At 64.0% G+C, this 24,078-nt stretch carries 23 protein-coding genes; 6 read left to right on the top strand and 17 right to left on the bottom strand.

Annotated elements, in window-relative coordinates; all coding sequences use genetic code 11:
- Nucleotides 1-20: 20 nt before the first annotated feature.
- From BLU15_RS10960 to sdhC, 12 genes are all read right to left on the bottom strand, one after another.
- Entirely contained in the window at nucleotides 21-434 is a 414-nt protein-coding gene (locus BLU15_RS10960; RefSeq protein ID WP_060521399.1) for an MAPEG family protein, read from the bottom strand.
- Nucleotides 435-585: 151 nt separating this feature from the next.
- The gene (gene odhB, locus BLU15_RS10955) at nucleotides 586-1,818 is read right to left on the bottom strand and encodes a 2-oxoglutarate dehydrogenase complex dihydrolipoyllysine-residue succinyltransferase (RefSeq protein WP_090295315.1); all 1,233 of its coding nucleotides are present in this window, start codon (nucleotides 1,816-1,818) and stop codon (nucleotides 586-588) included.
- 56 nt (nucleotides 1,819-1,874) lie between these two features.
- Nucleotides 1,875-4,871, bottom strand: coding sequence for a 2-oxoglutarate dehydrogenase E1 component (locus BLU15_RS10950; RefSeq protein ID WP_060521400.1), 2,997 nt, complete (start codon nucleotides 4,869-4,871; stop codon nucleotides 1,875-1,877).
- Between the two features lie 244 nt (nucleotides 4,872-5,115).
- Nucleotides 5,116-6,018: a succinate--CoA ligase subunit alpha gene (gene sucD / locus BLU15_RS10945; RefSeq protein WP_034802559.1), complete on the bottom strand. Its 903-nt coding sequence runs from the start codon at nucleotides 6,016-6,018 to the stop codon at nucleotides 5,116-5,118.
- 15 nt (nucleotides 6,019-6,033) lie between these two features.
- Nucleotides 6,034-7,227, bottom strand: a complete 1,194-nt coding sequence (gene sucC / locus BLU15_RS10940) for an ADP-forming succinate--CoA ligase subunit beta (RefSeq protein WP_090295314.1) — start codon at nucleotides 7,225-7,227, stop codon at nucleotides 6,034-6,036.
- 108 nt (nucleotides 7,228-7,335) lie between these two features.
- On the bottom strand, nucleotides 7,336-8,301 hold the full coding sequence (mdh, locus tag BLU15_RS10935) for a malate dehydrogenase (RefSeq protein WP_034802565.1): 966 nt from the start codon (nucleotides 8,299-8,301) through the stop codon (nucleotides 7,336-7,338).
- 183 nt (nucleotides 8,302-8,484) lie between these two features.
- The gene (zapE, locus tag BLU15_RS10930; RefSeq protein WP_090295312.1) at nucleotides 8,485-9,639 is read right to left on the bottom strand and encodes a cell division protein ZapE; all 1,155 of its coding nucleotides are present in this window, start codon (nucleotides 9,637-9,639) and stop codon (nucleotides 8,485-8,487) included.
- 59 nt (nucleotides 9,640-9,698) lie between these two features.
- Entirely contained in the window at nucleotides 9,699-10,247 is a 549-nt protein-coding gene (locus BLU15_RS10925) for a protease inhibitor Inh/omp19 family protein (protein WP_034802570.1), read from the bottom strand.
- Between the two features lie 299 nt (nucleotides 10,248-10,546).
- Entirely contained in the window at nucleotides 10,547-11,326 is a 780-nt protein-coding gene (locus tag BLU15_RS10920; protein WP_034802573.1) for a succinate dehydrogenase iron-sulfur subunit, read from the bottom strand.
- A gap of 18 nt (nucleotides 11,327-11,344) precedes the next feature.
- A complete protein-coding gene (gene sdhA, locus BLU15_RS10915) occupies nucleotides 11,345-13,186 on the bottom strand; it encodes a succinate dehydrogenase flavoprotein subunit (protein ID WP_060521403.1) in 1,842 nt (613 codons plus the stop codon).
- A gap of 7 nt (nucleotides 13,187-13,193) precedes the next feature.
- Entirely contained in the window at nucleotides 13,194-13,574 is a 381-nt protein-coding gene (sdhD, locus tag BLU15_RS10910; protein WP_034802578.1) for a succinate dehydrogenase, hydrophobic membrane anchor protein, read from the bottom strand.
- 16 nt (nucleotides 13,575-13,590) lie between these two features.
- Nucleotides 13,591-13,983: a succinate dehydrogenase, cytochrome b556 subunit gene (gene sdhC, locus BLU15_RS10905; protein ID WP_060586452.1), complete on the bottom strand. Its 393-nt coding sequence runs from the start codon at nucleotides 13,981-13,983 to the stop codon at nucleotides 13,591-13,593.
- A gap of 305 nt (nucleotides 13,984-14,288) precedes the next feature.
- On the opposite strand from sdhC, the gene BLU15_RS10900 reads away from it, so the two are divergent.
- The gene (locus tag BLU15_RS10900) at nucleotides 14,289-15,110 is read left to right on the top strand and encodes a hypothetical protein (RefSeq protein WP_090295311.1); all 822 of its coding nucleotides are present in this window, start codon (nucleotides 14,289-14,291) and stop codon (nucleotides 15,108-15,110) included.
- Nucleotides 15,111-15,186: 76 nt separating this feature from the next.
- On the opposite strand, the gene BLU15_RS10895 is transcribed toward BLU15_RS10900, so the two are convergent.
- The 5 genes from BLU15_RS10895 to tsaD are packed head-to-tail and all read right to left on the bottom strand — an operon-like array spanning nucleotide 15,187 to nucleotide 18,806.
- Nucleotides 15,187-15,846, bottom strand: coding sequence for a class I SAM-dependent methyltransferase (locus BLU15_RS10895; protein ID WP_090295309.1), 660 nt, complete (start codon nucleotides 15,844-15,846; stop codon nucleotides 15,187-15,189).
- Nucleotides 15,847-15,894: 48 nt separating this feature from the next.
- Entirely contained in the window at nucleotides 15,895-16,326 is a 432-nt protein-coding gene (locus BLU15_RS10890) for an EVE domain-containing protein (protein ID WP_090295307.1), read from the bottom strand.
- 7 nt (nucleotides 16,327-16,333) lie between these two features.
- The gene (locus BLU15_RS10885; protein ID WP_034802587.1) at nucleotides 16,334-16,627 is read right to left on the bottom strand and encodes a YciI-like protein; all 294 of its coding nucleotides are present in this window, start codon (nucleotides 16,625-16,627) and stop codon (nucleotides 16,334-16,336) included.
- A gap of 56 nt (nucleotides 16,628-16,683) precedes the next feature.
- Entirely contained in the window at nucleotides 16,684-17,685 is a 1,002-nt protein-coding gene (locus BLU15_RS10880) for an NAD(P)H-dependent glycerol-3-phosphate dehydrogenase (protein ID WP_090295306.1), read from the bottom strand.
- A gap of 26 nt (nucleotides 17,686-17,711) precedes the next feature.
- A complete protein-coding gene (tsaD, locus tag BLU15_RS10875) occupies nucleotides 17,712-18,806 on the bottom strand; it encodes a tRNA (adenosine(37)-N6)-threonylcarbamoyltransferase complex transferase subunit TsaD (RefSeq protein ID WP_077968123.1) in 1,095 nt (364 codons plus the stop codon).
- Between the two features lie 74 nt (nucleotides 18,807-18,880).
- On the opposite strand from tsaD, the gene hemC reads away from it, so the two are divergent.
- From hemC to BLU15_RS10850, 5 genes are all read left to right on the top strand, one after another.
- Nucleotides 18,881-19,810, top strand: coding sequence for a hydroxymethylbilane synthase (gene hemC / locus BLU15_RS10870; protein ID WP_089044334.1), 930 nt, complete (start codon nucleotides 18,881-18,883; stop codon nucleotides 19,808-19,810).
- Nucleotides 19,811-19,814: 4 nt separating this feature from the next.
- The gene (locus BLU15_RS10865) at nucleotides 19,815-20,528 is read left to right on the top strand and encodes a uroporphyrinogen-III synthase (RefSeq protein ID WP_090295304.1); all 714 of its coding nucleotides are present in this window, start codon (nucleotides 19,815-19,817) and stop codon (nucleotides 20,526-20,528) included.
- A 102-nt stretch (nucleotides 20,529-20,630) separates the two neighbouring features.
- Nucleotides 20,631-21,911: a COG4223 family protein gene (locus BLU15_RS10860; protein WP_090295302.1), complete on the top strand. Its 1,281-nt coding sequence runs from the start codon at nucleotides 20,631-20,633 to the stop codon at nucleotides 21,909-21,911.
- Nucleotides 21,912-21,922: 11 nt separating this feature from the next.
- Entirely contained in the window at nucleotides 21,923-23,569 is a 1,647-nt protein-coding gene (locus tag BLU15_RS10855) for a heme biosynthesis protein HemY (protein WP_090295301.1), read from the top strand.
- Between the two features lie 26 nt (nucleotides 23,570-23,595).
- Nucleotides 23,596-24,078, top strand: coding sequence for a tellurite resistance TerB family protein (locus BLU15_RS10850; RefSeq protein ID WP_090295299.1), 483 nt, complete (start codon nucleotides 23,596-23,598; stop codon nucleotides 24,076-24,078).

Below are 24,078 nucleotides of genomic sequence, written 5' to 3'. Positions count from 1 at the left end.
CTTGCCTTGTCGCCGGGATGCTATGCCATGAGCCGGACGACCATCAGCAACAGCGCAATGATCGACACGAACCAGACGAGGGTGCGCAACACGGGAACGCCGGCCGCGTAGAGAACAGTGTAAGCCAGCCGTGCCAGAAGCCAGGTCACTGCGCCGATGGCGCCGAGACCGCCGGTCTTGCCGGTCACCGCCAGGGCGAGCGCAAGCCCAACAAAGGCCGGATAGGTTTCCAGCATGTTGCGAAGCGACCGCAGCAAACGCCCTGCCACGATGCTCTTCGAAACGCGCTGTTCGTCGCGGGGGCCGAGCAGATATTTGAAACCGAGATCGCCGGCGAGATCGAGCGACAGCGCCTGCACCAGGATGTGCACGATCAGGAACACCACGCTCCAGCCAAGCACCCAGATTTCAGTCGACGCTGCGGCGGCTTCCATCATCCCTCGCAATCGCAGGAGCGGTTCGGATCGACATCATCGGCCCTGACGGCCAGTCTCTCCGGCCAGGCCGCAGAGACGGTTTTCGCCGCGCGTGATCGCGGACGGCGAACGGCGGGGGCATGAAGGACGCCCCCGCTGTTTCCGGATATCAGAGATCGAGAACCAGGCGTTCCGGATCTTCCAGGCTTTCCTTGACGCGCACGAGGAAGGTCACGGCTTCCTTGCCGTCGACGATGCGGTGATCGTAGGAGAGCGCGAGGTACATCATCGGGCGGATGACGACCTGGCCGCCGATGGCGACCGGACGCTCCTGGATCTTGTGCATGCCGAGGATGCCCGACTGCGGCGCGTTGAGGATCGGCGAAGACATCAGCGAACCGTAGACGCCACCGTTGGAGATGGTGAAGGTGCCGCCCTGCATGTCGGCCATCGACAGCGCGCCGTCACGGGCAGCCTTACCGAGGCGACCGATGTCCTTTTCGATCTCGGCGATCGACATCTGGTCGGCATCGCGAACGATCGGAACCACAAGACCCTTGTCCGTGCCGACGGCGACGCCGATGTGGCAGTAGTTCTTGTAGATGATGTCGGTGCCGTCGATCTCGGCGTTGACGGCCGGGATTTCCTTCAGCGCGTGGGTGACGGCCTTAGTGAAGAAGCCCATGAAGCCGAGCTTCACGCCGTGCTTCTTCTCGAAGATGTCCTTGTACTTGTTGCGCAGCGACATGACGGCGCTCATGTCCACCTCGTTGTAGGTGGTGAGCATGGCGGCAGTGTTCTGCGCATCCTTGAGGCGACGGGCAATCGTCTGGCGCAGGCGGGTCATCTTGACGCGCTCTTCGCGAACGACGTCTTCAGCCGTCGACGGCGCACGGGCCTGGACCTTGGCTGGCTCGGAAGCGGCCGGCGTCGAGATGCCCTTGGCGACGGCTGCAAGGACGTCGCCCTTCAGCACCTGGCCACGCTTGCCGGAGCCGTCGACCTGATCGGCCGAGAGGTTGTTTTCGGCAAGCAGCTTGCCAGCCGACGGTGCCGGCGGCATCGACGAGGCAGCCGGTGCTGCAGCAGCGGCCGGGGCGGCAGCAGCCGGCTCGGCCTTCTTTTCGGCGGCAGCAGCCGGAGCGGCCGCTGCGGCGCCAGCGGCACCTGCAGCGATCTGGCCGAGCAGCGCGCCGAGCCCGACGGTCTCGCCGGCCTGGGCGACGATTTCAGAGAGCGTGCCTGCGGCCGGAGCCGGAACTTCGATCGTCACCTTGTCGGTTTCGAGTTCGAGCAGGGGTTCATCGGCCTTGATGGCGTCGCCGACCTTCTTGAACCAGGTGCCGACGGTCGCTTCGCTGACGGATTCGCCAAGGGTGGGAACGCGGATTTCTGTTGCCATGATTTTTGTTCCGTTGATCAGATATCTGTTTCTATTGGCTCAGAGCGTGGGGAGCATCAGCCCCCCAGCGCGTCCTCGAGGAAGGCGGCAAGCTGCGCCAGGTGCTTCGACATCAGGCCCGTCGCCGGCGATGCGGCAGCCGGACGGCCGGTGTAGCGCACGCGCTGATACTTGGCGTCGATATGGGCGAGAACCCATTCGAGGTACGGGTCGATGAACGACCAAGCGCCCATGTTCTTCGGCTCTTCCTGGCACCAGACCATCTCCGCGTTGCGGAAGCGGCTGAGCTCGTTGATGAGCGCCTTGGCCGGGAACGGATAGAGCTGTTCGACGCGCAGCAGGTAGATGTCGTCGATGCCGCGCTTTTCGCGTTCTTCGAGCAGGTCGTAGTAGACCTTGCCCGAGCAGAGCACGACGCGACGGATCTTCGAGTCCTTCTGCAGCTTGATCGGGCCGTCCTTGATCACCTCGGCATCGTCCCACAGCAGGCGGTGGAACGAGCTCTCGCCGGCCATTTCCGACAGGCTGGAGATCGCACGCTTGTGACGCAGCAGCGACTTCGGCGTCATCAGGATCAGCGGCTTGCGGAAGTCGCGCTTCACCTGGCGGCGCAGGATGTGGAAGTAGTTCGCCGGCGTCGTGACGTTGGCGACCTGCATGTTGTCTTCCGCGCAGAGCTGCAGGAAGCGTTCCAGGCGAGCAGACGAGTGCTCCGGACCCTGGCCTTCATAGCCGTGCGGCAGCAGGCAGACGAGACCCGACATGCGCAGCCACTTGCGTTCGCCCGACGAGATGAACTGGTCGAAGACGACCTGCGCACCGTTGGCGAAGTCGCCGAACTGAGCTTCCCAGAGGGTGAGCGCGTTCGGACGGGCGAGCGAGTAGCCGTACTCGAAGCCGAGAACCGCCTCTTCCGAAAGCATCGAGTTGATGACTTCGTAGCGCGCCTGGGTCGGCGACAGGTTTGCGAGCGGGATGTAGCGCTCTTCCGACTGCTGATCGTAGAGCACCGAGTGGCGCTGCGAGAAGGTGCCGCGTTCGCAGTCCTGACCCGACAGGCGGATCTTGGTGCCTTCCGTGACCAGCGTGCCGAAAGCGAGCGCCTCAGCCATGGCCCAGTCGACACCCTCGCCGGTCTGGATCATGTTGGCGCGGTTTTCCATGAAGCGCTGGATCGTGCGGTGCGCGCTGAAACCAGCCGGGATCTCAGAGATCTTGCGGCCGACTTCCTTCAACTGCTTCATCGGCACCGAGGTCTTGCCGCGGCGCTGTTCGTCCTGGTTGTCGGCAGAGCGCAGGCCCGACCAGACACCGTCAAGCCAGTCGGCCTTGTTCGGCTTGTAGGACTGGCCGGCCTCGAACTCCTGTTCGAGATGCGCACGCCAGTCGGCCTTCATCTTCTCGACTTCGCCTTCGGAAATCAGGCCCTCGGCGATCAGGCGGTCGGAGTAGACCTGGACGACGGTCCTGTGGGCGCGGATGACCTTGTACATCTTCGGCTGCGTGAACGCCGGCTCGTCGCCTTCGTTGTGGCCGAAGCGGCGATAGCAGAACATGTCGATGACGACAGGCTTGTGGAACTTCATCCGGAATTCGGTGGCGATCTTGGCCGCGTAGACAACCGCTTCCGGATCGTCGCCGTTAACGTGGAAGATCGGCGCTTCGATCATCTTGGCGACGTCGGACGGATAGGGCGACGAGCGCGAGAAGGCCGGATTGGTGGTGAAGCCGATCTGGTTGTTGATGATGAAGTGGACCGTACCGGCAACGCGGTGACCGCGCAGGCCGGAAAGCCCGAGGATTTCAGCAATCACGCCCTGGCCGGCAAAGGCAGCGTCGCCGTGCAGCAGAAGCGGCATGACCTTGGAACGTTCGCGCAGCGGAATGATGTCGCCTTCAAAGACGGTCGCCATCTGGTCCTGCTTGGCGCGTGCCTTGCCCATGACCACGGGGTTGACGATTTCCAGGTGCGACGGGTTCGCCGTCAGCGACAGGTGAACCTTGTTGCCGTCGAATTCGCGGTCGGAAGACGCACCGAGGTGGTACTTCACGTCGCCCGAACCTTCGACGTCGTCAGGCGCGTAGGAGCCGCCCTTGAACTCGTGGAAGATGGCGCGGTGCGGCTTTGCCATGACCTGGGAAAGCACGTTCAGACGGCCGCGGTGGGCCATGCCGAGCACGATTTCCTTGAGGCCTTCCTGGCCGCCGCGCTTGATGATCTGCTCGAGCGCCGGGATGAGCGACTCACCGCCGTCGAGACCGAAGCGCTTGGTGCCCTTGTACTTGACGTCGATGAACTGCTCGAAGCCTTCGGCCTCGATCAGCTTCTGCAGGATCGCCTTCTTGCCTTCCGGCGTGAAGTCGACGCCCTTGTCCGGACCTTCGATGCGCTCCTGGATCCAGCCCTTCTCTTCCGGGTTGGACATGTGCATGAACTCGACGCCGATCGTCGAGCAGTAGGTGCGCTCGAGGATTTCGACCATCTCGCGGAGGGTCGCGTATTCGAGGCCGAGCACGTTGTCGATGAAGATCTTGCGGTCGAGATCCTTGTCCTCGAAACCGTAGTTCGAGGGCGAAAGCTCGTTGTAGTCTTCAACCGGGGCAGCCAGGCCGAGCGGGTCGAGCTTGGCATGCAGGTGGCCGCGGGCGCGATAGGCGCGGATCATCATGATGGCGCGGACGGAATCGCGCGTCGCCTGATGGATGTCAGCAGCGCTGGCGACGGTGCCGGTGGCGGCCGCCGTTTCCTCGGCCTTCGCCTTGACCTTCTTCTCGATGACCTTCTCGACCGTGCCCCAGTCGCCATCGAGCGCCGAGACCAGTTCGCCATTGGCCGGGATCGGCCAGTTGTTCTTTTTCCAGGAGGCGCCCTTGGCTGCCTTCACCACATCTTCCGGCCGGTCGGCGAGCGCCTTGAAGAAGGCCTGCCATTCAGCCGACACGGACGCCGGGTCCGCCTCGTAGCGTGCATGGAGCTGCTCGATATAGGCGGCGTTGGCGCCGTCCAGAAACGAAGTGAGCTGGAATTGCTCGTTGGCCTCTTGCCTTGTCATGGTCTCACGCGGACTGATCTGTCCGCCTCCTGACTGAAGTTGGGTTGCCGGGTATCCCGGTCGTTCATGTTCGTTCGGCGCGTCCGGGCGCCGGGCCTTTTTCCTACGGCGCCGCGCATCGTCAGGACGCGCTGGGTCACCGTGGCAGTCATTGCCGCATGTCCTGATCTTCAATCAGCCAAGGAAACAGGCGGCAGGCACGTTGTCCGGGCCGGATCGACCGGCCCGGACAAATGGTTTGAGATCAGCCCTTGAGGACTTCGACCAGCGTCTTGCCGAGACGAGCCGGCGAAGGCGATACGCGGATGCCTGCCTGCTCCATCGCAGCGATCTTGGATTCCGCATCGCCCTTGCCGCCGGAAACGACAGCGCCGGCGTGGCCCATGGTACGGCCCTTCGGAGCGGTACGGCCCGCGATGAAACCGGCCATCGGCTTCTTGCGGCCCTTCTTGGCTTCGTCGATGAGGAACTGTGCAGCATCCTCTTCGGCCGAGCCGCCGATTTCGCCGATCATGATGATCGAGGTCGTGGCTTCGTCCGCCAGGAACATCTCAAGCACGTCGATGAACTCGGTGCCCTTGACCGGGTCGCCGCCGATGCCGACGGCCGTCGTCTGGCCGAGGCCCTCGTTGGAGGTCTGGAACACGGCTTCATAGGTCAGCGTGCCGGAGCGCGAGACGATGCCGACCGAACCCTTGCGGAAGATCGAGCCCGGCATGATGCCGATCTTGCATTCTTCCGGCGTCAGGATACCGGGGCAGTTCGGGCCGAGCAAACGCGACTTGGAGCGGTCGAGGCGAGCCTTGACGCGTACCATGTCGGCAACCGGGATGCCTTCGGTGATGCAGGTGATGAACGGGATTTCCGCATCGATCGCCTCGATGATCGCGTCCGCGGCACCTGCCGGCGGAACGTAGATCACGGATGCGTCCGCGCCGGTCTTTTCACGGCCTTCGGCAACCGAGGCGAAGATCGGCAGGCTTTCGCCCTTGGAGCCGGTCCAGGTTTCGCCGCCCTTCTTCGGGTGAATACCGCCGACCATCTGCGTGCCGTAATAGGCAAGCGCCTGTTCGGTATGGAAGGTGCCGGTCTTGCCGGTCAGGCCCTGAACGAGGACCTTGGTGTTCTTGTTAACGAGAATCGACATGAGGTGGTCCTTCAGTTAGCCGTTGATCGCGGCGACGATCTTCTTGGCAGCATCGTCCAGATCGTCGGCGGCGGTGATCGCCAGGCCGGATTCATTCAGGATCTTCTTGCCAAGCTCGACATTCGTGCCTTCGAGACGAACGACCAGCGGAACCTTGAGGCCAACTTCCTGCACGGCCGCAACGACGCCTTCAGCGATGACATCGCACTTCATGATGCCGCCGAAAATGTTGACGAGGATGCCCTCGACCTTCGGGTCGGCCGTGATGATCTTGAAGGCTGCCGCGACCTTCTCCTTGCCGGCGCCGCCGCCGACGTCGCAGAAGTTCGCCGGCTCCTTGCCGTAGAGCTTGATGATGTCCATCGTCGCCATGGCAAGGCCGGCGCCGTTGACCATGCAGCCGATGTTGCCGTCGAGCGCGACATAGGCGAGATCCCACTTCGAGGCCTCGATTTCCTTGGCGTCTTCTTCGGTCTCGTCGCGCAGAGCCTTGATGTCGTCGTGGCGGAAGAGCGCGTTGCCGTCGAACGAGACCTTGGCGTCGAGAACGCGCATGCGGCCGTTCTTCATGACGATCAGCGGGTTGATCTCGAGCAGGCTCATGTCCTTCTCGACAAAGGCCTTGTAGAGGATCGGGAAGAGCTTTTCAGCGTCAGCCTTGGCTTCGCCGTCGAGCTTCAGGGCCGCGGTGAGCTTGGCAAGATCAGCGGCGGTGACGCCGGCTTCCGGGTTGATCGCGACGTTGACGATCTTTTCCGGCGTGTCGTGCGCAACAGCCTCGATGTCCATGCCGCCTTCCGTCGAAACGACGAAGGCAACCTGGCCGACCGAGCGGTCGACGAGCAGCGACAGATAGAGTTCGCGCTCGATGTCGGCGCCGTCCTCGATGTAGAGGCGGTTCACCTGCTTGCCGGCCGGGCCGGTCTGCGCGGTGACGAGCGTGTTGCCGAGCATTTCCTTGGCATGAGCCTTGGCTTCGTCGATCGAGAAGGCAAGACGAACGCCGCCCTTGGCGTCGGCGGACAGTTCCTTGAACTTGCCCTTGCCGCGGCCGCCCGCATGGATCTGGCTCTTGACCACGTAGAGCGGGCCCGGGAGCGACTTGGCAGCAGCTTCAGCTTCGTCAGCCGAGAAGATCGCGACACCTTCCGCGACCGGTGCGCCATAGCTCTTCAGGAGAGCCTTGGCCTGATATTCATGAATGTTCATGGTGTTTTTCCTGTCTGAGCATTGTGCGGGCAGGTGGGGCACCTACCCGCACCAATGCGGCAAAAACAATGAGGTCGAGCGGATCAGCGTCCGCCCGACGGGAGGCGATTACTGCTTGAGGCTCGGCGCAATGCCGATGCAGGCTTCGCAAAGACCGGCGACCGAAGCGACGGACTTGTCGAACGCTTCCTTCTCGGCCTTGTTGAGATCGATCTCGATGATGCGCTCGACGCCGCCGGCGCCGATAACGGTCGGAACGCCGACATACATGTCCTTGACGCCGTACTGGCCGGTCAGGTGTGCCGCGCAGGGCAGAACGCGCTTCTTGTCCTTGAGGTAGGCTTCAGCCATTTCGATCGCCGAGGCGGCCGGTGCGTAGTAGGCCGAACCGGTCTTGAGCAGGCCGACGATTTCGGCGCCGCCGTCACGGGTGCGCTGGATGATTTCTTCGAGGCGTTCCTTGGTGACCCAGCCCATCTGCACGAGGTCGGTCAGCGGGATGCCGGCAACGGTCGAGTAGCGGGCGAGCGGCACCATGGTGTCGCCGTGGCCGCCGAGAACGAAGGCGGTGACGTCCTGGACCGAGACGTTGAATTCCTGCGAGAGGAACAGGCGGAAGCGCGAACTATCGAGAACGCCGGCCATGCCGACGACCTTGTTCTTCGGCAGGCCCGAGAACTTCTGCAGCGCCCACACCATGGCGTCGAGCGGGTTGGTGATGCAGATGACGAAGGCGTTCGGGGCATACTTCTTGATGCCGGCGCCGACCTGTTCCATGACCTTGAGGTTGATGCCGAGCAGGTCGTCGCGGCTCATGCCCGGCTTGCGAGCGACGCCGGCGGTGACGATGCAGACATCAGCGCCTTCGATGGCGGAATAGTCGCTCGCACCCGTCAGGTTCACGTCGAAGCCTTCGACCGGGGAGGACTGGCCGATGTCGAGACCCTTGCCCTGCGGAATGCCGTCGGCGATGTCGAAGAGGACGATGTCGCCCAGTTCCTTCAGGCCGGCGAGATGCGCCAGCGTGCCACCAATCATCCCTGAACCGATAAGTGCGATCTTGTTGCGAGCCATGAAAGTGCTTCCTTTGTGATCCCAATATGATCAAGGCCTGAAACGCGGCAAACGCCAAACCTTCGCCGGAAGCCATTAAACGGCAATCGGTAAAATATCAATCGATACTTTTTGGTGGAACAATTTCAATCGGTTAGATCATAAAATTCTTACGTAAACGTAAGAATTTTCGCCACATCTGCGTCACGAAACAGCAACATTTGCGGGATGCGCAGCGGCATATTCCTCGCTTTGCATCTCGATCAGACGTGAAACCGTGCGGTCGAACTCGAAGCCTTCCGTGCCCTTTTTCTGGGTCAAGAGATCCTGCGGCTCTGCCGCCGCCGAGGCAAAGAGCCGGGCGCCGTTGTCGTAGAGCGTATCGACCAGCAGGATGAAGCGCTTGGTCTCGTTGCGCATATGCGGACCGAGATGCGGTACGTGGTCGACGAAGATCGTCGAATAGCGCTCGAGGATGGCGAGATAGTCGGCAGCCCCAAGCGGTTGCTGGCAGAGGTCGGCGAAATTGAAGCGTGCACTCTTTCCGGACGCGGCCGGTACGGGGATCTTGCGCCCCTTGCGCGGCACGTCCGCCGGAGCGGCCGGCACATTGCCGGTCTCATGAGCCCAGGCGCGCGCCATCGCCGCATCCGCCTCAGGCCCGAGCGGCGAGAGCCACACCGGGCTGCCGTCGGTCTTTGTCAGCCGGTAGTCGGTGTCCGTGTCCAGCGAGATAACCTCGGCATTTGCCTTAAGGAGTTCGATGAACGGCAAAAACAGGCTGCGGTTGAGGCCATCGCGATAGAGATCGTCGGGCGCCACGTTCGAGGTCGCAACCAGCACGCAGCCCTTGGCGAAGAGTTCGCCGAACAGGCGGCCGAGGATCATCGCATCGGCGATGTCGGTCACGGAGAATTCGTCGAAGCAGAGCAGCCGCGCTTCACCGAAGAGCTCGGAGGCGACGGGCGGGATCGGATCGGCCTGCTTGGTCTCGCCGTTCTTCAGCTTCTGCCGGTGCTTGTAGATGCGCTCGTGCACATCGGCCATGAACTCGTGGAAATGCGCCCGGCGCTTGCGCTGGATCGGCACCGCCTCGAAGAACATGTCCATCAGCATGGTCTTGCCGCGCCCCACGCCGCCGTGGATGTAGAGGCCCTTGACCGGCGGGTGGTCCTTCTTGCGCGAGGCAAACAGCCAGCCGAGCGCATTGGTCTTGCGCGACGGGCGGCTGGCGAGCAGCTCGGCCGAGAGATGATCGAACCGCCGCGCGATCGTAAACTGCGCCGGGTCACGCTTGCGCTCGCCGTTCGCGACGAGCGCTTCGAGCTTGCGGTAAATGCTGTCGTCAGGATTGAGCACGTCTCACCCGAGATGGGACGGAAAACAAAAGCCCGGCATGAGACCGGGCTGGAGAAGCGTCAGCGGCTGAGGCTGACCGGCTGGCCGCCATTGGTCGAGCCGTCGAAACGCGCGTCGGCCGTCTTGTAGAGGCGGGCGATGGCATTGCCGCTACGGTCCTTGAGGACCACCTGCTTGCCGGCCACTTCCCAGGAGCCCATGGTCGTCAGCTCGCCGGCGCAACCGCGGGTGCCGCCGCGCGAACCGGAGCCAAGATTGGTGAGCGTCAGGAACATGTCGCAGGAGCTGCCGGCGCTGGAGACGCGCCAGTTGCCGACCATCGCTTCCTTGGTGACGTCGAGCCCGCCACCTGCAGCCGCGGCGACCTGCGTGCCGGGCTGCTGGACAGCGCCGCCGGCAACCGCCGTGCCGCTCGCCGGTGCAGCCGGGAATTGCGACGTGTTTCCGGTTGGTGCCGGAAGCTGGTTCGACGAAACCGAAGGGACCGGTGCGGCCTGGATGGGAGCGGGCGAGGCGTCCTGGGAGCTGAAACCGCCCATCGACGTCCGTTGGCATCCGGCCAGCGCAAGCACAACCGCCAGCCCCGCCGCCGCATGAATTACCCGCATATCCCTACTCCTGTTCGTGTCCGCGAACCATGATGCAACGCGATAATATAGGCCGAAATACAGCAAATCCACCTGACAAATCAAGGGACGACGATTCCTGGCGACCTGTTGCAGGATTGAAACGTCCGCAGGGCCGGATCGCGCGCCACGTCCTCGCTGCGTATCATCGCCTCCTGCCGTCGGCCCGCCTCTCCCGCATCGGCACAATCACGAATTGTCCGCCGCCCTGGAGAGGCGCAAAACAGAAAACGGCGAGCCAGGGCCCGCCGTTTCCAAAACTTCATGTCCGGTCCGGCCGATTACACACGGCGCTCGACCAGCATCTTCTTGATCTCGCCGATCGCCTTGGCCGGGTTCAGGCCCTTCGGACAGGCCTGGGCGCAGTTCATGATCGTGTGGCAACGATAGAGGCGGAAGGGATCCTCGAGGTTGTCGAGGCGCTCGCCGGTCGCTTCGTCGCGGCTATCGATCAGCCAGCGGTAGGCCTGCAGCAGAACCGCCGGACCGAGGTAACGGTCGCCGTTCCACCAATAGCTCGGACAGGAGGTCGAGCAGCAGGCGCACAGGATGCACTCGTAGAGGCCGTCGAGCTTGAGGCGGTCCTCGTGGCTCTGCTTCCATTCCTTGGCCGGCGTCGGCGACACCGTCTTCAGCCAGGGCTCGATCGAGCGGTGCTGGGCGTAGAAGTTGGTGAGGTCGGGAACCAGGTCCTTCACGACCGGCATGTGCGGCAGCGGATAGACCTTTACCGCACCCTTCACCTCGTCCATTCCCTTGGTGCAAGCAAGCGTGTTGGTGCCGTCGATGTTCATGGCGCACGACCCGCAGATACCTTCGCGGCAGGAGCGGCGCAGCGTCAGCGTCGGGTCGATCTTGTTCTTGATGTAGAGCAGACCGTCGAGCACCATCGGGCCGCAATCGTCGACATCGATGTAGAAGGTATCGATGCGCGGATTGGCACCGTCATCCGGGTTCCAGCGATAGATGCGGTATTCGCGAACGTTGGTCGCGCCGGCAGGCTTCGGCCAGACCTTGCCTTCCGTCATCTGCGAGTTCTTGGGGAGAGCGAGTTCAACCATGTGGCTTGTTCCTCAAGATCAATAGACGCGGGCCTTCGGCTCGATCTTCTTGGGATCGATGCCGTCGGCGATCAGGTCGGTATGGACGGGGCGGTAGTCGAGCTTGACGTCGCCGGCCTCGTTGACCCAGGCGAGCGTGTGCTTGCGCCAGTTGACGTCGTCGCGGCCGCCGAGCGGACCCTCGGTGTAGTCCTCGCGGGCGTGCGAACCACGGCTCTCCTTGCGCGCTTCGGCGCCGTAGATCGTCGTGATCGCGTTGGCCATGAGGTTTTCGAGTTCCAGCGTCTCCACGAGGTCCGAGTTCCAGATCATCGAGCGGTCGGTGACCTTGATGTCGGGCATCTCTTTCCAGATCGCCGAGATGCGCTTGCAGCCCGATTCCAGCGATTCCTGGGTACGGAACACGGCCGCGTCTTCCTGCATGGCGCGCTGCATCTTTTCGCGCAGCACGGCGGTCGGCGTGGAGCCATTGGCGTTACGCAGGCGGTCGAAGCGGTCCATGATCCGGTCGCAGGCGGCCTTGTTGAGTTCCGGCACCGGCTCGTTGCGGTCGATGACCTGGCCGGCGCGGATGGCGGCGGCACGGCCGAAGACCACGAGATCGATCAGCGAGTTGGAGCCGAGGCGATTGGCGCCGTGTACCGAGGCGCAGCCGGCTTCGCCGACGGCCATCAGGCCGGGCGCAATGCGCTCCGGGTTCTGGCTGTCAGCATTCAGGACTTCGCCCCAGTAGTTGGTCGGCACGCCGCCCATGTTGTAGTGCACCGTCGGCAGAACCGGGATCGGCTCGCGGGTCACGTCGACACCGGCAAAGATCTTCGCCGATTCCGAGATGCCCGGCAGGCGCTCGTGCAGGACGGCCGGATCGAGGTGATCCAGGTGCAGGAAGATGTGATCCTTGTTCTTGCCGACGCCGCGGCCTTCGCGGATTTCCATCGTCATGCAGCGCGAGACGACGTCACGCGAGGCAAGGTCCTTGGCGGACGGCGCATAGCGCTCCATGAAGCGCTCGCCTTCGGAGTTGACGAGGTAGCCGCCTTCGCCGCGTGCGCCTTCGGTGATCAGGCAGCCCGCACCGTAGATGCCGGTCGGATGGAACTGGACGAATTCCATGTCCTGCAGCGGCAGGCCGGCGCGTGCAATCATGCCGCCGCCGTCGCCCGTGCAGGTGTGCGCCGAGGTCGCCGAGAAGTAGGCGCGGCCGTAACCGCCGGTCGCCAGCACCACCATCTTGGCGGAGAAGCGATGGATCGTGCCGTCGTCGAGGTTCCAGGCGACGACGCCGGTGCAGCGGCCGTCATCCGACATGATCAGGTCGAGCGCGAAATACTCGATGAAGAACTCGGCGTTGTTGCGCAGAGACTGACCATAGAGCGTGTGCAGGATCGCGTGGCCGGTACGGTCGGCAGCAGCACAGGTGCGCTGGACCGGCGGGCCTTCGCCGTAGTTCTGCATGTGGCCGCCGAAGGGCCGCTGGTAGATCTTGCCTTCGGCATTGCGCGAGAACGGCACGCCATAGTGTTCGAGCTCATAGACCGCCTTCGGCGCTTCCATGGCGAGATATTGCATGGCGTCGACGTCGCCGAGCCAGTCGGAACCCTTGACGGTGTCGTAGAGGTGCCACTGCCAGCTATCCGGAGTCATGTTCTGCAGCGAGGCGGCAATGCCGCCCTGGGCGGCAACCGTGTGCGAGCGGGTCGGGAAGACCTTGGTGATGCAGGCGGTCTTCAGACCCTGCTCGGCCATGCCGAGCGTCGCGCGCAAGCCCGCACCGCCGGCGCCGACGACGACGACGTCGAAGGCGTGATCGACATATTGATAGGCCTTGCCGTTTGCAGCGGGTGAACTGTTCGATGCCATGGCGAAATTACCCTGCAAAAGCGATCTTCAGGATGGCGAAGAGACAGAGCCCGCCAACCGCGATCGTGAAAAATGTATTGAGCATGAGAAGCACGATCTTCATGCCTTCACCATGCACGTAGTCTTCGATGATCACCTGCATGCCGAGCCGCATGTGAACGAGGCCCGAGAGCACGACGAGCGCCATGACGACGGCGACGAAGGGGTTCGCGAGCGCGGCGACGACATCCGCATAGGGCGCACCTGCGTAGCGAACGAGAAAGATGACGAAGAAGATCAACAGCGGAACGTTGGCGACGGCCGTCAGGCGCTGGCGCCAGAAATGGTCCGTGCCTTCCTTGGCCGAGCCAAGACCGCGAACCTTGCCGAGAGGAGTGCGCATATCCATGAGTATTCTCCCTCAGTCAGCGAACGAGATAGCCGACCACCCAGATCAGCAGCGTCAGCGCCACCGAACCGATGATCGTTGCCTTGGCCATCCTGGTGGCGAAGTGCTTCTCGTAGCCGTAGCCGAGATCCCAGGCAAAGTGGCGCAAGCCGCCGAGCATGTGGTGCACCAGGGCCCAGGTATAGCCGAACAGCACCAGCTTGCCGATCAGCGTACCGAACAGCCAGCTGACCCAGTCGTAATAGGCAGCACCCGACGCAGCGGCGATCAGCCACCAGGCGACGAGGATGGTCCCGAAGTAGAGCGCACCACCGGTGATGCGGTGCACAATGGACATGACCATCGTCGGGATAGGTTTATAGATTTGAAGATGCGGCGAGAGTGGCCGGCTTCTTGTGACATTCGTCATCGGAACCTCACGGAATGCCCGGATTTCCGCCCAAAAAACTGGACGATTTTAGTCCGGTATCGCACCTGATTGTGCGCAATTCAGTCATTCGGACCTTTAATCACCATAAAGCTTAACGACAAGTGTGTTTGCGGTGCAAAATCAATTTAATCGATTAGACGAATTGCGCCATTTTCCTGCCAGCCGAAGACATGGGCCGGCGTTAACGATAGCGACAAAAAGCCAAGCAATTCCGTGACTTTCCCGACGATGTGGCCCAGAGTGCCCTTAACGATTTGTTAAGCGTCACCCGGAGGGCGAGCAGAATGATTCTGTTCAGGGCAATCCATGCGACCAAAGTGCTAGCGCTTGCCGGCCTGGTCATCGCCACCAGCTACATCCCGATGGAAGCTCGAGACCGGGGCGGACTGTCGGGGGTACAGACACGAACACGCCATGTCAGGATGAACGCCGATCACGGCTATCCACGTCACGATTTCGACCGGAGGGGTTATCGCAACGACTGGGACCGCCATCGCGGACCGCGCCGCGACTGGGCGTCCAACGGTGGCCCGCCGGAAGTGAACACGCGCACCCGGCACGTTCGCCTGCCGCGCTACCGCCCCTACCCCGGCGCTTACGCCGGACGGCCGGAGCATCGTGGCGGATGGGTGCGCGACGGAGCCGGTCGCGACTACTGGACATCCGACGCCCGCAGGCACGACGGTCGCCCAGGCATCTCTGACGTGCCGCCGCAGGTCTCGACCCGCACCCGCCATGTCCGCCTGCCGCAATATCGGGCCTATCCCGAGCGGTGGGGCAATGGCGGCGGATGGGGGCGCGATCAGGCCGGGCGCGAGATCTGGACATCGAGCAACCAAGGCCGAGACTATCGCCCGAGCTATTATGGCGGTGATGAATATCCGGACATCATTCCTGGTATCGGCACCTATGTCGGCGGCATTTCGGCCTATGTCGACGTCGGCAACGGCATCTATTTCAGCCAGGAAGGCGACTACGGCTACGCGGATGAGGCAGACATTGCACCGCCGCCCGAGGCGAAACGCGGCAAGATCATCAACGTCACGCCACAGACCATGAACGGTTCCTGCACCTACGAACACGGCGTCTGCGTCATCCGCCGGTAATCGCAGCTACAGCGATATCAGCCCGTCAGGCCAACGGTTTCGATGATCGGGGGCATCGTCGGAAGTGCGGGTATAATTAATCGCGTACGGCCGTGCCAAAGCGCCAGACGGTGGTACGCTTGACCTCGCTGTCCTCCAGCGCCCGGGTGACGGGGACCTCGTAGCTGGCAAGCGCCGTCATCATCTCGCGCGGGCAATAGGAACGTCCTGGATCGCCGACGATCACCGAGGCGCCGTTCGCGGCAAGTCCCGAAAACCACGGTTTCAACCGGTCGGCAAAAGCCTTGTCGTAGAAGACGTCGCCGGCGAGATAGACCTCGGCTTCAAGATCGCGGCCAGTGATGTCCTCGCCGGTATAGGAAAGCGTGACCCCGTTGAGTGCGGCATTGAGCTGGACGGCCGTTTCCGCCCAGGGGTCGATATCGGCGGCCAGCACCGATACTGCACCCGCCTTCATCGCCGCGATCGCCACCAGACCCGAACCGGAGGCAAAGTCGACGACACGGCGGCCGCGCACCGCTTCGGGGTGATCGAGGATGTAGCGGGCGAGCCCCTGCCCGCCGGCCCAGGCGAAGGCCCAGAACGGCGGCGGCAGGCCGATCTCCTGCAACTCTTCCTCGGTCTTCAGCCAGAGCTCATGCGCTTCGGTCGCCAGATGCAGACGGATCTCCGGCACATGCGGCGGCGTGAGCACATCGGTGTTTTCGAGGATGAAGCTTTCCGGATCGGTCTTCACAAAACTCTCCGCGCCTGCCCGAGCGTCCCGGACAGGCGGAAAACAAGACTAACGCGGCGGATTGTCGAGCCCGCCCATGCGGCAGACCTCGAGCCATTCGTCCTCGGTCACCGGCTGCACCGACAGGCGCATGGAGGTGACGAGCGACATCTTGGCGAGCTTCGGATTGTCCTTGATCTCCTTCAGCGTCACCGGCCGCGGCATGTCGACAACCGCGCGGATATCGACGCAGTCCCAGCGGGCGTCACCCTCGGCGGTCGAATCCGGATGCGACAGCGCGCAGACCTCGGCGATGCCGACGATCTCAAGCCCTTCGTTCGAGTGGTAGAAGAAGCCCTTGTCGCCGATCTGCATCGCCCGCATGTTGTTGCGCGCCTGATAGTTGCGCACGCCGGTCCATTCGGTGCCCTTGGCGCCGGCATCCTTCTGCATCTGCCAGGACCATTTGAACGGTTCGGATTTGTAGAGCCAATGCGCCATCTTGGTCTCAAGCCTCCGGATTGTTGAAGACCCAGTTGAAGGCCTTGATCTCGACATTGGAAAAGAGCCCGGCCTTGGCATAGGGATCGGCTTCGGCGATCGCACGCGCCTCGTCGATCGTCTCTGCCTTGACGAGCACCAGGCTACCGGTCGGCTTGCCGTCGTCGCCGAGGAACGGACCGGCCATCTTCAAAATGCCCTTGGCGTTAAGATCGTTGAGATAGGCGACGTGATCAGGGCGGGTATCGAGCCGAAGCTGCAGCGCGCCTGGCTTGTCGGTACAATGAAGTGCGAAGAGCATGCTTCCTCCTAGAGTTTTCGTTGGCGCGGGATGCGGGCGGAAGATCGCCGCTCCCTTCATTCCTGAGTGATCGGGCGGGTCATCAACTGTTCGAGCGCGGTGCGGACATCGAGCTTGCCGTCGATGATCGCCGCCACCGCTTCGGTGATCGGCATTTCGACGCCGAGATCATGGGCAACGCGGGCAGCAACCGATGCGGCGAACGCGCCTTCGACCAGTTCGCCCTTGCGTCCGCTGGCGCGACCATCCTTGCCGAGCGCGATGCCGAAACGCAGGTTGCGCGACTGGTGGCTGGTCGCCGTCAACACCAGATCGCCAAGGCCGGAGAGACCGCGCACAGTATCGGCCTCGCCGCCCTCGGCAGCAATGAAGCGCGACATCTCCGCAAGGCCACGCGAGATCAGCGCGGCACGGGCGCTGTCGCCAAGGCCTGCGCCCTCGACGATGCCACAGGCGATCGCCAGCACATTCTTCAGCGCGCCGCCGAGCTGCACGCCGATGCGATCCTGCGAGGGATAGAGCCGGAAGGTCGGACCCGAGAGCACCTCGGCCAGCATCGTCGCCGTCTGACCATCGGCCGCGGCGACCACCATAGCCGTCGGTAGGCCCTTGGCGATATCGGCGGCGAAACCCGGACCGGAGAGCACGCCGACTGCATGGCCGGGCAGCTCCTCCGCCAGCACGTCGGTCAGCAACCGTCCCGTCGCCTGCTCCATACCCTTGGCGCAGGTGACGATCGTGGCAGCCGCATTGATATGAGGACCATACTGTCTCGCCGCATCCCTATGCGCCTGCGACGGCATCACGAAGAGCACGACCTCGGCATCGGCAAGAACCGAGACATCGGCCGTATGCTTCAGCGCCGGCGGCAGGTCGATGCCCGGCAGGGCGTCCTCATTGCGGCCGGTGTCGCGGCAGGATTCGGCAATCTCCGGACGACGGGCAAGCAGCGTCACGTCGCTGCCTTCGGTCGAGGCGGCAACCGCGGCGAGCGCGGTGCCAAAGGCGCCTGCGCCGACCACGACGATCTTCGGCCCGTTCTTGGAAATGTCGTTCATGCTCTATCCGTATGCTTTAGATCTTGTCACGCCTTGGCGCCGCGTTTACCCGAACCGAGCAGCGCCTGCGCCTGGGCGTCGAGCGGCCAGCGCGAGCGCGGCGCGACATCAAGGCCGTCGGCCGCCATGCCTGCCGCCAGCCGCTCGGCACCGGCCCAGGCGATCATTGCCGCGTTGTCCGTGCAGAGCGAAAGCGGCGGCGCGATGAAGTCGAAACCGGACTGCGCGCACAAGGTCTGCAGCGTCGAGCGCAGCACCTGATTGGCGGCGACACCGCCGGCAACCACCAGCGCCGGGCGCGCCACACTGCCATGCTCCGCCTTGAAGCGCTTCAGGCCGCGCCCGACCCGATCCTTGAGCGTGCGGGAAATCGCCCGCTGGAACGAGGCGCAGATATCGGCGATGTCCTGCTCCGTTACCGGCTCCAGCGATTGCGCCGCCTGGCGCACCGCCGTCTTCAATCCCGAAAAGGAAAAATCGAGCCTGGCGTCACCGACGAGCGGTCGCGGAAAATCGAAACGCTGCGGATCGCCGGCAAGTGCTGCCCGCTCGACCGCCGGACCACCCGGATAGGGGAGGCCGAGCAGCTTGGCCGTTTTGTCGAAGGCTTCGCCGAGCGCATCGTCGATCGTCGTGCCCCAGCGTTCGTATTCGCCGACGCCCTTGACGAGGATCAGTTGCGTGTGACCGCCGGAAACGAGCAGCATCAGATAGGGGAAGGAGAGCCCATCGGTCAGCCGCGCGGTCAGCGCGTGGCCTTCGAGGTGATTGACGGCATAGAGTGGCTTGCCGGTTGCGCGCGCGATCGCCTTGCCGGTCATCAGCCCGACGATCAGGCCGCCGATCAGACCGGGACCACTTGTCGCAGCAATGGCGTCGATGTCGGAAAGCGTGACGCCGGCCCTGAGCAGCGCTTCCTCGATCAGCGTGTCGAGCGCCTCCACATGGGCGCGCGCCGCGATCTCCGGAACCACGCCGCCATAGGCGCTGTGCTCTTCCAGCTGGCTTAAGACCACGTCGCCGAGGATGTGGCCCTTACCGTCGGAATCGCGCAAAATGACGGAAGCGGCGGTTTCGTCGCAGCTTGTTTCTATGCCGAGGATGCGCAGGGGCGGAGACATCGGGAACTACTCAAAGATTGCGGTCGCACCGAAAGGTGGGTACACGGAACTCCGGTAACAATGGATAGCCTTTGATGCAAACAAAACCTTTCCGGATCGGCACGCGCGGCAGCCCGCTGGCGCTCGCTCAAGCCCATGAAACGCGCGATCGCCTCGCAGCGGCGCATGGTCTGGCGCCGGAAATGTTCGAGGTCGTCATCCTTTCGACCAAGGGCGACCGGATCACCGACCGCTCGCTCGCCGAGATCGGCGGCAAGGGCCTGTTCACCGAAGAGATCGAGCAACAATTGCTGTCGGGCGAACTCGATTTCGCTGTGCATTCGTCCAAGGACATGCCGACGAAACTGCCTGACGGCCTCTGTCTTTCCGCCTTCCTGCCGCGTGAGGACATTCGAGATGCCTTCATCGGTCGGACGGCAAAAAAACTGATGGAACTGCCGCAAGGCGTGACCGTCGGCTCGTCGTCGCTGCGCCGCCAGGCGCTGATCCGCCGGCTGCGTCCGGATATCAATGTCATCACCTATCGCGGCCAGGTGGAAACGCGGCTGAGAAAGCTCGCCGAGGGCCAGGTCGATGCGACACTGCTTGCCTATGCGGGCCTCAAGCGTCTCGGCATGACCGACGTTCCGACCGAACTGCTCGACCCCCAGGAATTCCCGCCGGCGCCGGCCCAAGGCGCGATCTGCATCGAGAGCCGCATCGGCGACAGCCGCATCAACGACCTGCTCGCAGCCATCGACGATCCCCGCACCCATGAGGCAGTCGCCTGCGAGCGTGGCTTCCTCGCGACGCTCGACGGCTCGTGCCGCACGCCGATCGCCGGTCTCGCCACCTCGGACGGCACCCATCTCAGCTTTTCCGGCATGATCCTCACGCCCGACGGCCAGACCCATCACCGGGTTACGATCGAGGGCAAGGCCACCGACGCCGAAGCGCTTGGGCAAAAGGCCGGAGAAGAGATCCGCGCCAAGGCCGGCCCCGGCTTCTTTGCAAGCTGGACTTAAAGCCATGCGCGTGCTCGTCACCCGGCCGCTCCCCGCCGCCGAGGCGACGGTACGCCGGCTGGAAGCCGCCGGCCACCGGCCGATCCTGCTGCCGCTGATGCAGGCGACCCATCTTGCTGCCGTCTCCGTTGCCGCGCTTGAAGTGCCGCATGCGGCGATCGTGCTCACCAGCGCCGAAGCCATTCGGATGCTCGTATCGTCAGATGCAGACCTGTCACAGCATCTGGCGACCCCGTGCTTCTGCGTGGGCGCCGCCACGGCGCAAGCAGCAGCCGGGCTCGGTTTCTCCGATCTGCGCATAGCGGAGGGTACCGGCCAGTCCCTGGCGGACCTAATCGGCGCGACCATCGACACGCTGCCGCCACTTCCCCTGCTCTATCTGGCAGGAACGCCGCGCTCCGAAGGGCTGGAAAAGGGGCTGAGACAACGCGGCATAGAGCACCGGACGGTCGAGTGCTACCGCATGGAGCCGATCGCCCATTCGCGCGCCGCGATCGAAGATCTGCGGCGGAGCAGCCGTCCCGACGCCGTGCTTTTATACTCGCGAGAGACCGCGCGACAGTTCGTTCGCCTGCTTTCCGAAGCCGGTGTCAATGCTGCTTCCTTTGCGCCGCGCTACCTCTGCCTCAGCCCCGTGGTGGCCGAGGCGCTGCCGGGTAACGTCGTGGCGGAGACCGCCGCAAGGCCCGATGAAGACAGCCTTTTCAGTCTTCTCTAACATCGAATTCATCCAAAAACGGAACGGAGGGGCTTTCCCTCACCGTTCCGGCTGACTAGGTTTGAAGGAAGAGCCGACAGGCACTAACGGTAAGAGGTCACCATGGTATCGGAAAACCCGCCGCGCCGCTCGAAGTCCGAGAAGGAACCGCTGACGATCGACCTCGAAGCGGAGAAAACCGTTGCGGAACCGGCCGGCCCGGAAGCAACCGGCGAGACGCTGGCAGACGCTGCGGCCGAAAACACAGCGCACAAAGCCGAGACGGATGAGCCGATAAGGGACACCAGCGACGACAGCGCCGCCGGATCCCGCCTGGACGAAGAAATCGAGGAGCAGCGCGCCGATGCCGCTGCCGACGCGGCCGCGGCCGTCTTCGCCGAAGAGCCGCCGCATGTGGCCCGCGAGCCCGAACCGGCACCGCCGCAGAAGCCGGTATCGAACTCCGGTGCGCTCGCAGCCGGCATCGTCGGCGGTCTCGTGACGCTGCTCGGCTTCGGCGGCCTGCAATATGCCGGCATCGTGCCTGGACTTGGGCCGACCCGCGGCGTCGAGCAGAACATTTCCGGCGAACTGCAGGCCCTGCGCGACCAGATCGCGGCGCTGCCCACCCCCGCAGCCGTCGTCGACAACACCGCACTCGAAGGTCGTATCGCCGCGCTCGAACAGTCGGCCTCCCAACCGGCTGCGAGCGGCGCGCCGAGCGCCGAGGTCGAGACGCTGAAGGCGGAAGTCGACAATCTCACCAAGGAGCTTGCAGGTCTGAAGACGGCGCTCGCCGATGCGCAGCAGTCGGCGACCGCCGAGAAGGCGGAACTGACGAGCCGCATCGAGACCGCCGAGCAGAAGCTCAACGAGCCGGTCAACGATATCCAGATGGCGAAAGCCGTTGCGGTCACTGCACTGAAGTCGGCGATCGATCGCGGCGGGCCTTTCCTCGCCGAACTCGACGCGCTGCGCAGCATCGCGCCGGACGAACAGGCCGTCGCCGCGCTCGCCCAGGATGCCCAGGTCGGCGTGCCGACCCGCACGGATCTGCGCCGCGAGTTCCCGAAAACCGCCGACGCCATGCTCGACGCTCTCAACCAGCCCGACCCGAACGAGGGTATCTTCGACCGGCTGGTGTCCAGCGCCATGTCTGGCATCCGCGTGCGTCCCGTCGGCAGCGTCGAGGGTGAAACGCCCGAAGCCGTCATCGCCCGGATCGAGGACAAGCTGAACAATGGCGACCTCAAGGGCGCCGCTCTGGAGTGGAATGGCGTGCCCGACACCGCCAAGCCGGCGGGCGAGGCTTTCAAGGCCAAGCTCGACCAGCGTTTGCGGGTCGAAGCCGCGATCGATGCCGCCGTCGCTGCGACTATGGCAAAACCAGGCACGGAAGGCTGAGGGAACCAGATATGATCCGCATTCTGATTTTCATCCTGATCGTGCTTGGTCTCGGCCTCGGCTTCGCCTGGCTCGCCGACCGGCCGGGCGAACTTTCGGTCGTCTGGCAGGGCCAGTTGATCGAGATGAGCCTGATGCGCGCGGCATCGCTGCTGATCTCGCTGATTGCCGCGGTGCTGATCGTCGTCTGGCTGGTGCGCACCATCTGGCTTTCGCCGCACACGGTCACCCGCTATTTCCGCGCCCGCAAGCGCGACCGCGGCTACCAGGCGCTGTCGACCGGCCTGATCGCCGCCGGCGCCGGTGACGCCAATCTTGCCCGCAAGATGACCGCCCGCACCCGCGGCCTGATCAGCGCCGACCAGGAACCGCTGATCCACCTGCTCGAAGCCCAGACCGCACTGATCGAAGGCAAGTACGACGACGCCCGCCGCAAGTTCGAGCTGATGGCCGACGATCCGGAGACGCGCGAACTCGGGCTTCGCGGCCTTTATCTCGAGGCCAAGCGGCTCGGCGCCCACGAGGCCGCGCGGCAATATGCCGAGCGCGCCGCCGAAAAGTCGCCGCACCTGCCCTGGGCAGCGCTTGCAACCCTCGACAGCCAAAGCCAAGCGGGACAGTGGGACGATGCTTTGCGTCTGCTCGACCAGAGCCGTGTCGCCCACGTGGTCGATCGCAAGGAAGCCGATCGCAAGAAGGCAGTGCTGCTGACGGCGCGCGCAATGACGAAGCTCGAGGGCGACGTGAAAGGTGCGCGGGACGATGCGCTTGCCGCGCTGAAGCTCGACGAACATCTCGTGCCGGCGGCGCTGACGGCCGCCAAGGCGCTGTTTCGCGAGGACAACCTGCGCAAGGGCACCTCGATCCTGGAGAAGAACTGGAAGCACGAGCCGCATCCGGACGTGGCCCGGCTCTACGTGCGCGCCCGCGGCGGCGACACTGCGGTCGACCGGTTGAAACGGGCGCGCAAGCTCGAAGCCTTGAAGCCCAACAATGCCGTGGCGATGGCTGCCGTCGCCGAAGCCGCGCTCGAAGCGCGCGAACTGCTTCTGGCGCGCACCAAGGCGGAAGCCGCCGCCCGGCTCGACCCGACCGAGAGCATCTTCCTGCTGCTTGCCGACATCGAAGAGGCCGACACCGGCGACGAGGGCCGCATCCGTCACTGGATGGCGCAGGCGCTGAAGAGCCCGCGCGATCCGGCCTGGACCGCCGACGGCGTGACCTCGCCGACCTGGCTGCCGGTCTCGCCGGTGAGCGGCCGGCTCGATGCCTTTGAATGGAAAGCGCCACCGCATACGCTTTCGGCCACCGTCGACCACGACCAGTCGAACGCCGACGAGGCGATCCGCAGCCTGCCCGCCGTGGTGGAGGCGCATGTGCACCAGCCCGCACCCGCAGCCCGGCGCAGTGAGACGCCGGTGATCCTGGAGGCCGAGCGCGAGGAGCCGCGTCCGGCACCGCAGCCGATCAAGGTCGCCGAACGCAAGGCGCCGGAACCGGTTGCCGACAAGCCTCCGGTCAAGGCGGAGAAGGAAGAGGGTGCGAATGGCGAGCACAGGCCCGATCCCTTCTTCGGCCGCCCGCCGGATGACCCCGGCGTGCGCGATCCGGCCGCTGGCGAGAAGGCGCCGGAAAAGACGACTTTCCGATTGTTCTGAGTTCTCAAGGGGTTGTGGCAAAATACATGTTTGAACGCTTACGGACGTTTCTCGATGGTCTGACCGGCCCGGCGAAGCGCATAGAGCATGGCGATCCGCGCGTGGCGGTCATCGCTCTCTGTTTCCAGGTGATGGAGGCCGACGGCCGGATCCTCGCGTCCGAGCGGCGCAAGATGCGCAAGGTCATCAAGGAGCATTACAAGCTCGACGATGCCTCGCTCTCCGCTTTGATCGCAGCCGGCGAGACTGCCGAGAGCGAGGCGATCGACTTCTACCAATTCACCGCCGAGCTCAAGCGTCACCTCTCCGAGGAGCAACGCGTCGAACTCGTCGGCATGCTCTGGGACGTCGTCTATGCCGATGGCGAGCGCAGTGAGATGGAAGATCACGTGATCTGGCGTATTGCCGATCTGCTCGGCGTTTCCGGTCGCGACCGGGTGTTGCAGCGCCAGGAGGCGGCGGCCAGAAGCGACACGGTCGAGAAAGCCGAGTCACAACAGGATAACTGA

The organism is Ensifer sp. YR511 (assembly GCF_900103045.1).
In the GTDB taxonomy this organism is placed as follows: Bacteria; Pseudomonadota; Alphaproteobacteria; order Rhizobiales; family Rhizobiaceae; genus Ensifer; species Ensifer adhaerens.
Note: the sequence above shows the minus strand (reverse complement) of the source record. Positions and strands in the feature narration are given on the sequence as shown.

Coding starts and splice junctions, on each gene's coding strand:
- BLU15_RS10960 (WP_060521399.1), bottom strand. CDS start 434: ATGGAAGCCGCCGCAGCGTCGACTGAAATCTGGGTGCTTGGCTGGAGC.
- odhB (WP_090295315.1), bottom strand. CDS start 1,818: ATGGCAACAGAAATCCGCGTTCCCACCCTTGGCGAATCCGTCAGCGAA.
- BLU15_RS10950 (WP_060521400.1), bottom strand. CDS start 4,871: ATGACAAGGCAAGAGGCCAACGAGCAATTCCAGCTCACTTCGTTTCTG.
- sucD (WP_034802559.1), bottom strand. CDS start 6,018: ATGTCGATTCTCGTTAACAAGAACACCAAGGTCCTCGTTCAGGGCCTG.
- sucC (WP_090295314.1), bottom strand. CDS start 7,227: ATGAACATTCATGAATATCAGGCCAAGGCTCTCCTGAAGAGCTATGGC.
- mdh (WP_034802565.1), bottom strand. CDS start 8,301: ATGGCTCGCAACAAGATCGCACTTATCGGTTCAGGGATGATTGGTGGC.
- BLU15_RS10925 (WP_034802570.1), bottom strand. CDS start 10,247: ATGCGGGTAATTCATGCGGCGGCGGGGCTGGCGGTTGTGCTTGCGCTG.
- BLU15_RS10920 (WP_034802573.1), bottom strand. CDS start 11,326: ATGGTTGAACTCGCTCTCCCCAAGAACTCGCAGATGACGGAAGGCAAG.
- sdhA (WP_060521403.1), bottom strand. CDS start 13,186: ATGGCATCGAACAGTTCACCCGCTGCAAACGGCAAGGCCTATCAATAT.
- sdhD (WP_034802578.1), bottom strand. CDS start 13,574: ATGGATATGCGCACTCCTCTCGGCAAGGTTCGCGGTCTTGGCTCGGCC.
- sdhC (WP_060586452.1), bottom strand. CDS start 13,983: ATGACGAATGTCACAAGAAGCCGGCCACTCTCGCCGCATCTTCAAATC.
- BLU15_RS10900 (WP_090295311.1), top strand. CDS start 14,289: ATGATTCTGTTCAGGGCAATCCATGCGACCAAAGTGCTAGCGCTTGCC.
- BLU15_RS10890 (WP_090295307.1), bottom strand. CDS start 16,326: ATGGCGCATTGGCTCTACAAATCCGAACCGTTCAAATGGTCCTGGCAG.
- BLU15_RS10885 (WP_034802587.1), bottom strand. CDS start 16,627: ATGCTCTTCGCACTTCATTGTACCGACAAGCCAGGCGCGCTGCAGCTT.
- BLU15_RS10880 (WP_090295306.1), bottom strand. CDS start 17,685: ATGAACGACATTTCCAAGAACGGGCCGAAGATCGTCGTGGTCGGCGCA.
- tsaD (WP_077968123.1), bottom strand. CDS start 18,806: ATGTCTCCGCCCCTGCGCATCCTCGGCATAGAAACAAGCTGCGACGAA.
- hemC (WP_089044334.1), top strand. CDS start 18,881: ATGCAAACAAAACCTTTCCGGATCGGCACGCGCGGCAGCCCGCTGGCG.
- BLU15_RS10865 (WP_090295304.1), top strand. CDS start 19,815: ATGCGCGTGCTCGTCACCCGGCCGCTCCCCGCCGCCGAGGCGACGGTA.
- BLU15_RS10860 (WP_090295302.1), top strand. CDS start 20,631: ATGGTATCGGAAAACCCGCCGCGCCGCTCGAAGTCCGAGAAGGAACCG.
- BLU15_RS10855 (WP_090295301.1), top strand. CDS start 21,923: ATGATCCGCATTCTGATTTTCATCCTGATCGTGCTTGGTCTCGGCCTC.
- BLU15_RS10850 (WP_090295299.1), top strand. CDS start 23,596: ATGTTTGAACGCTTACGGACGTTTCTCGATGGTCTGACCGGCCCGGCG.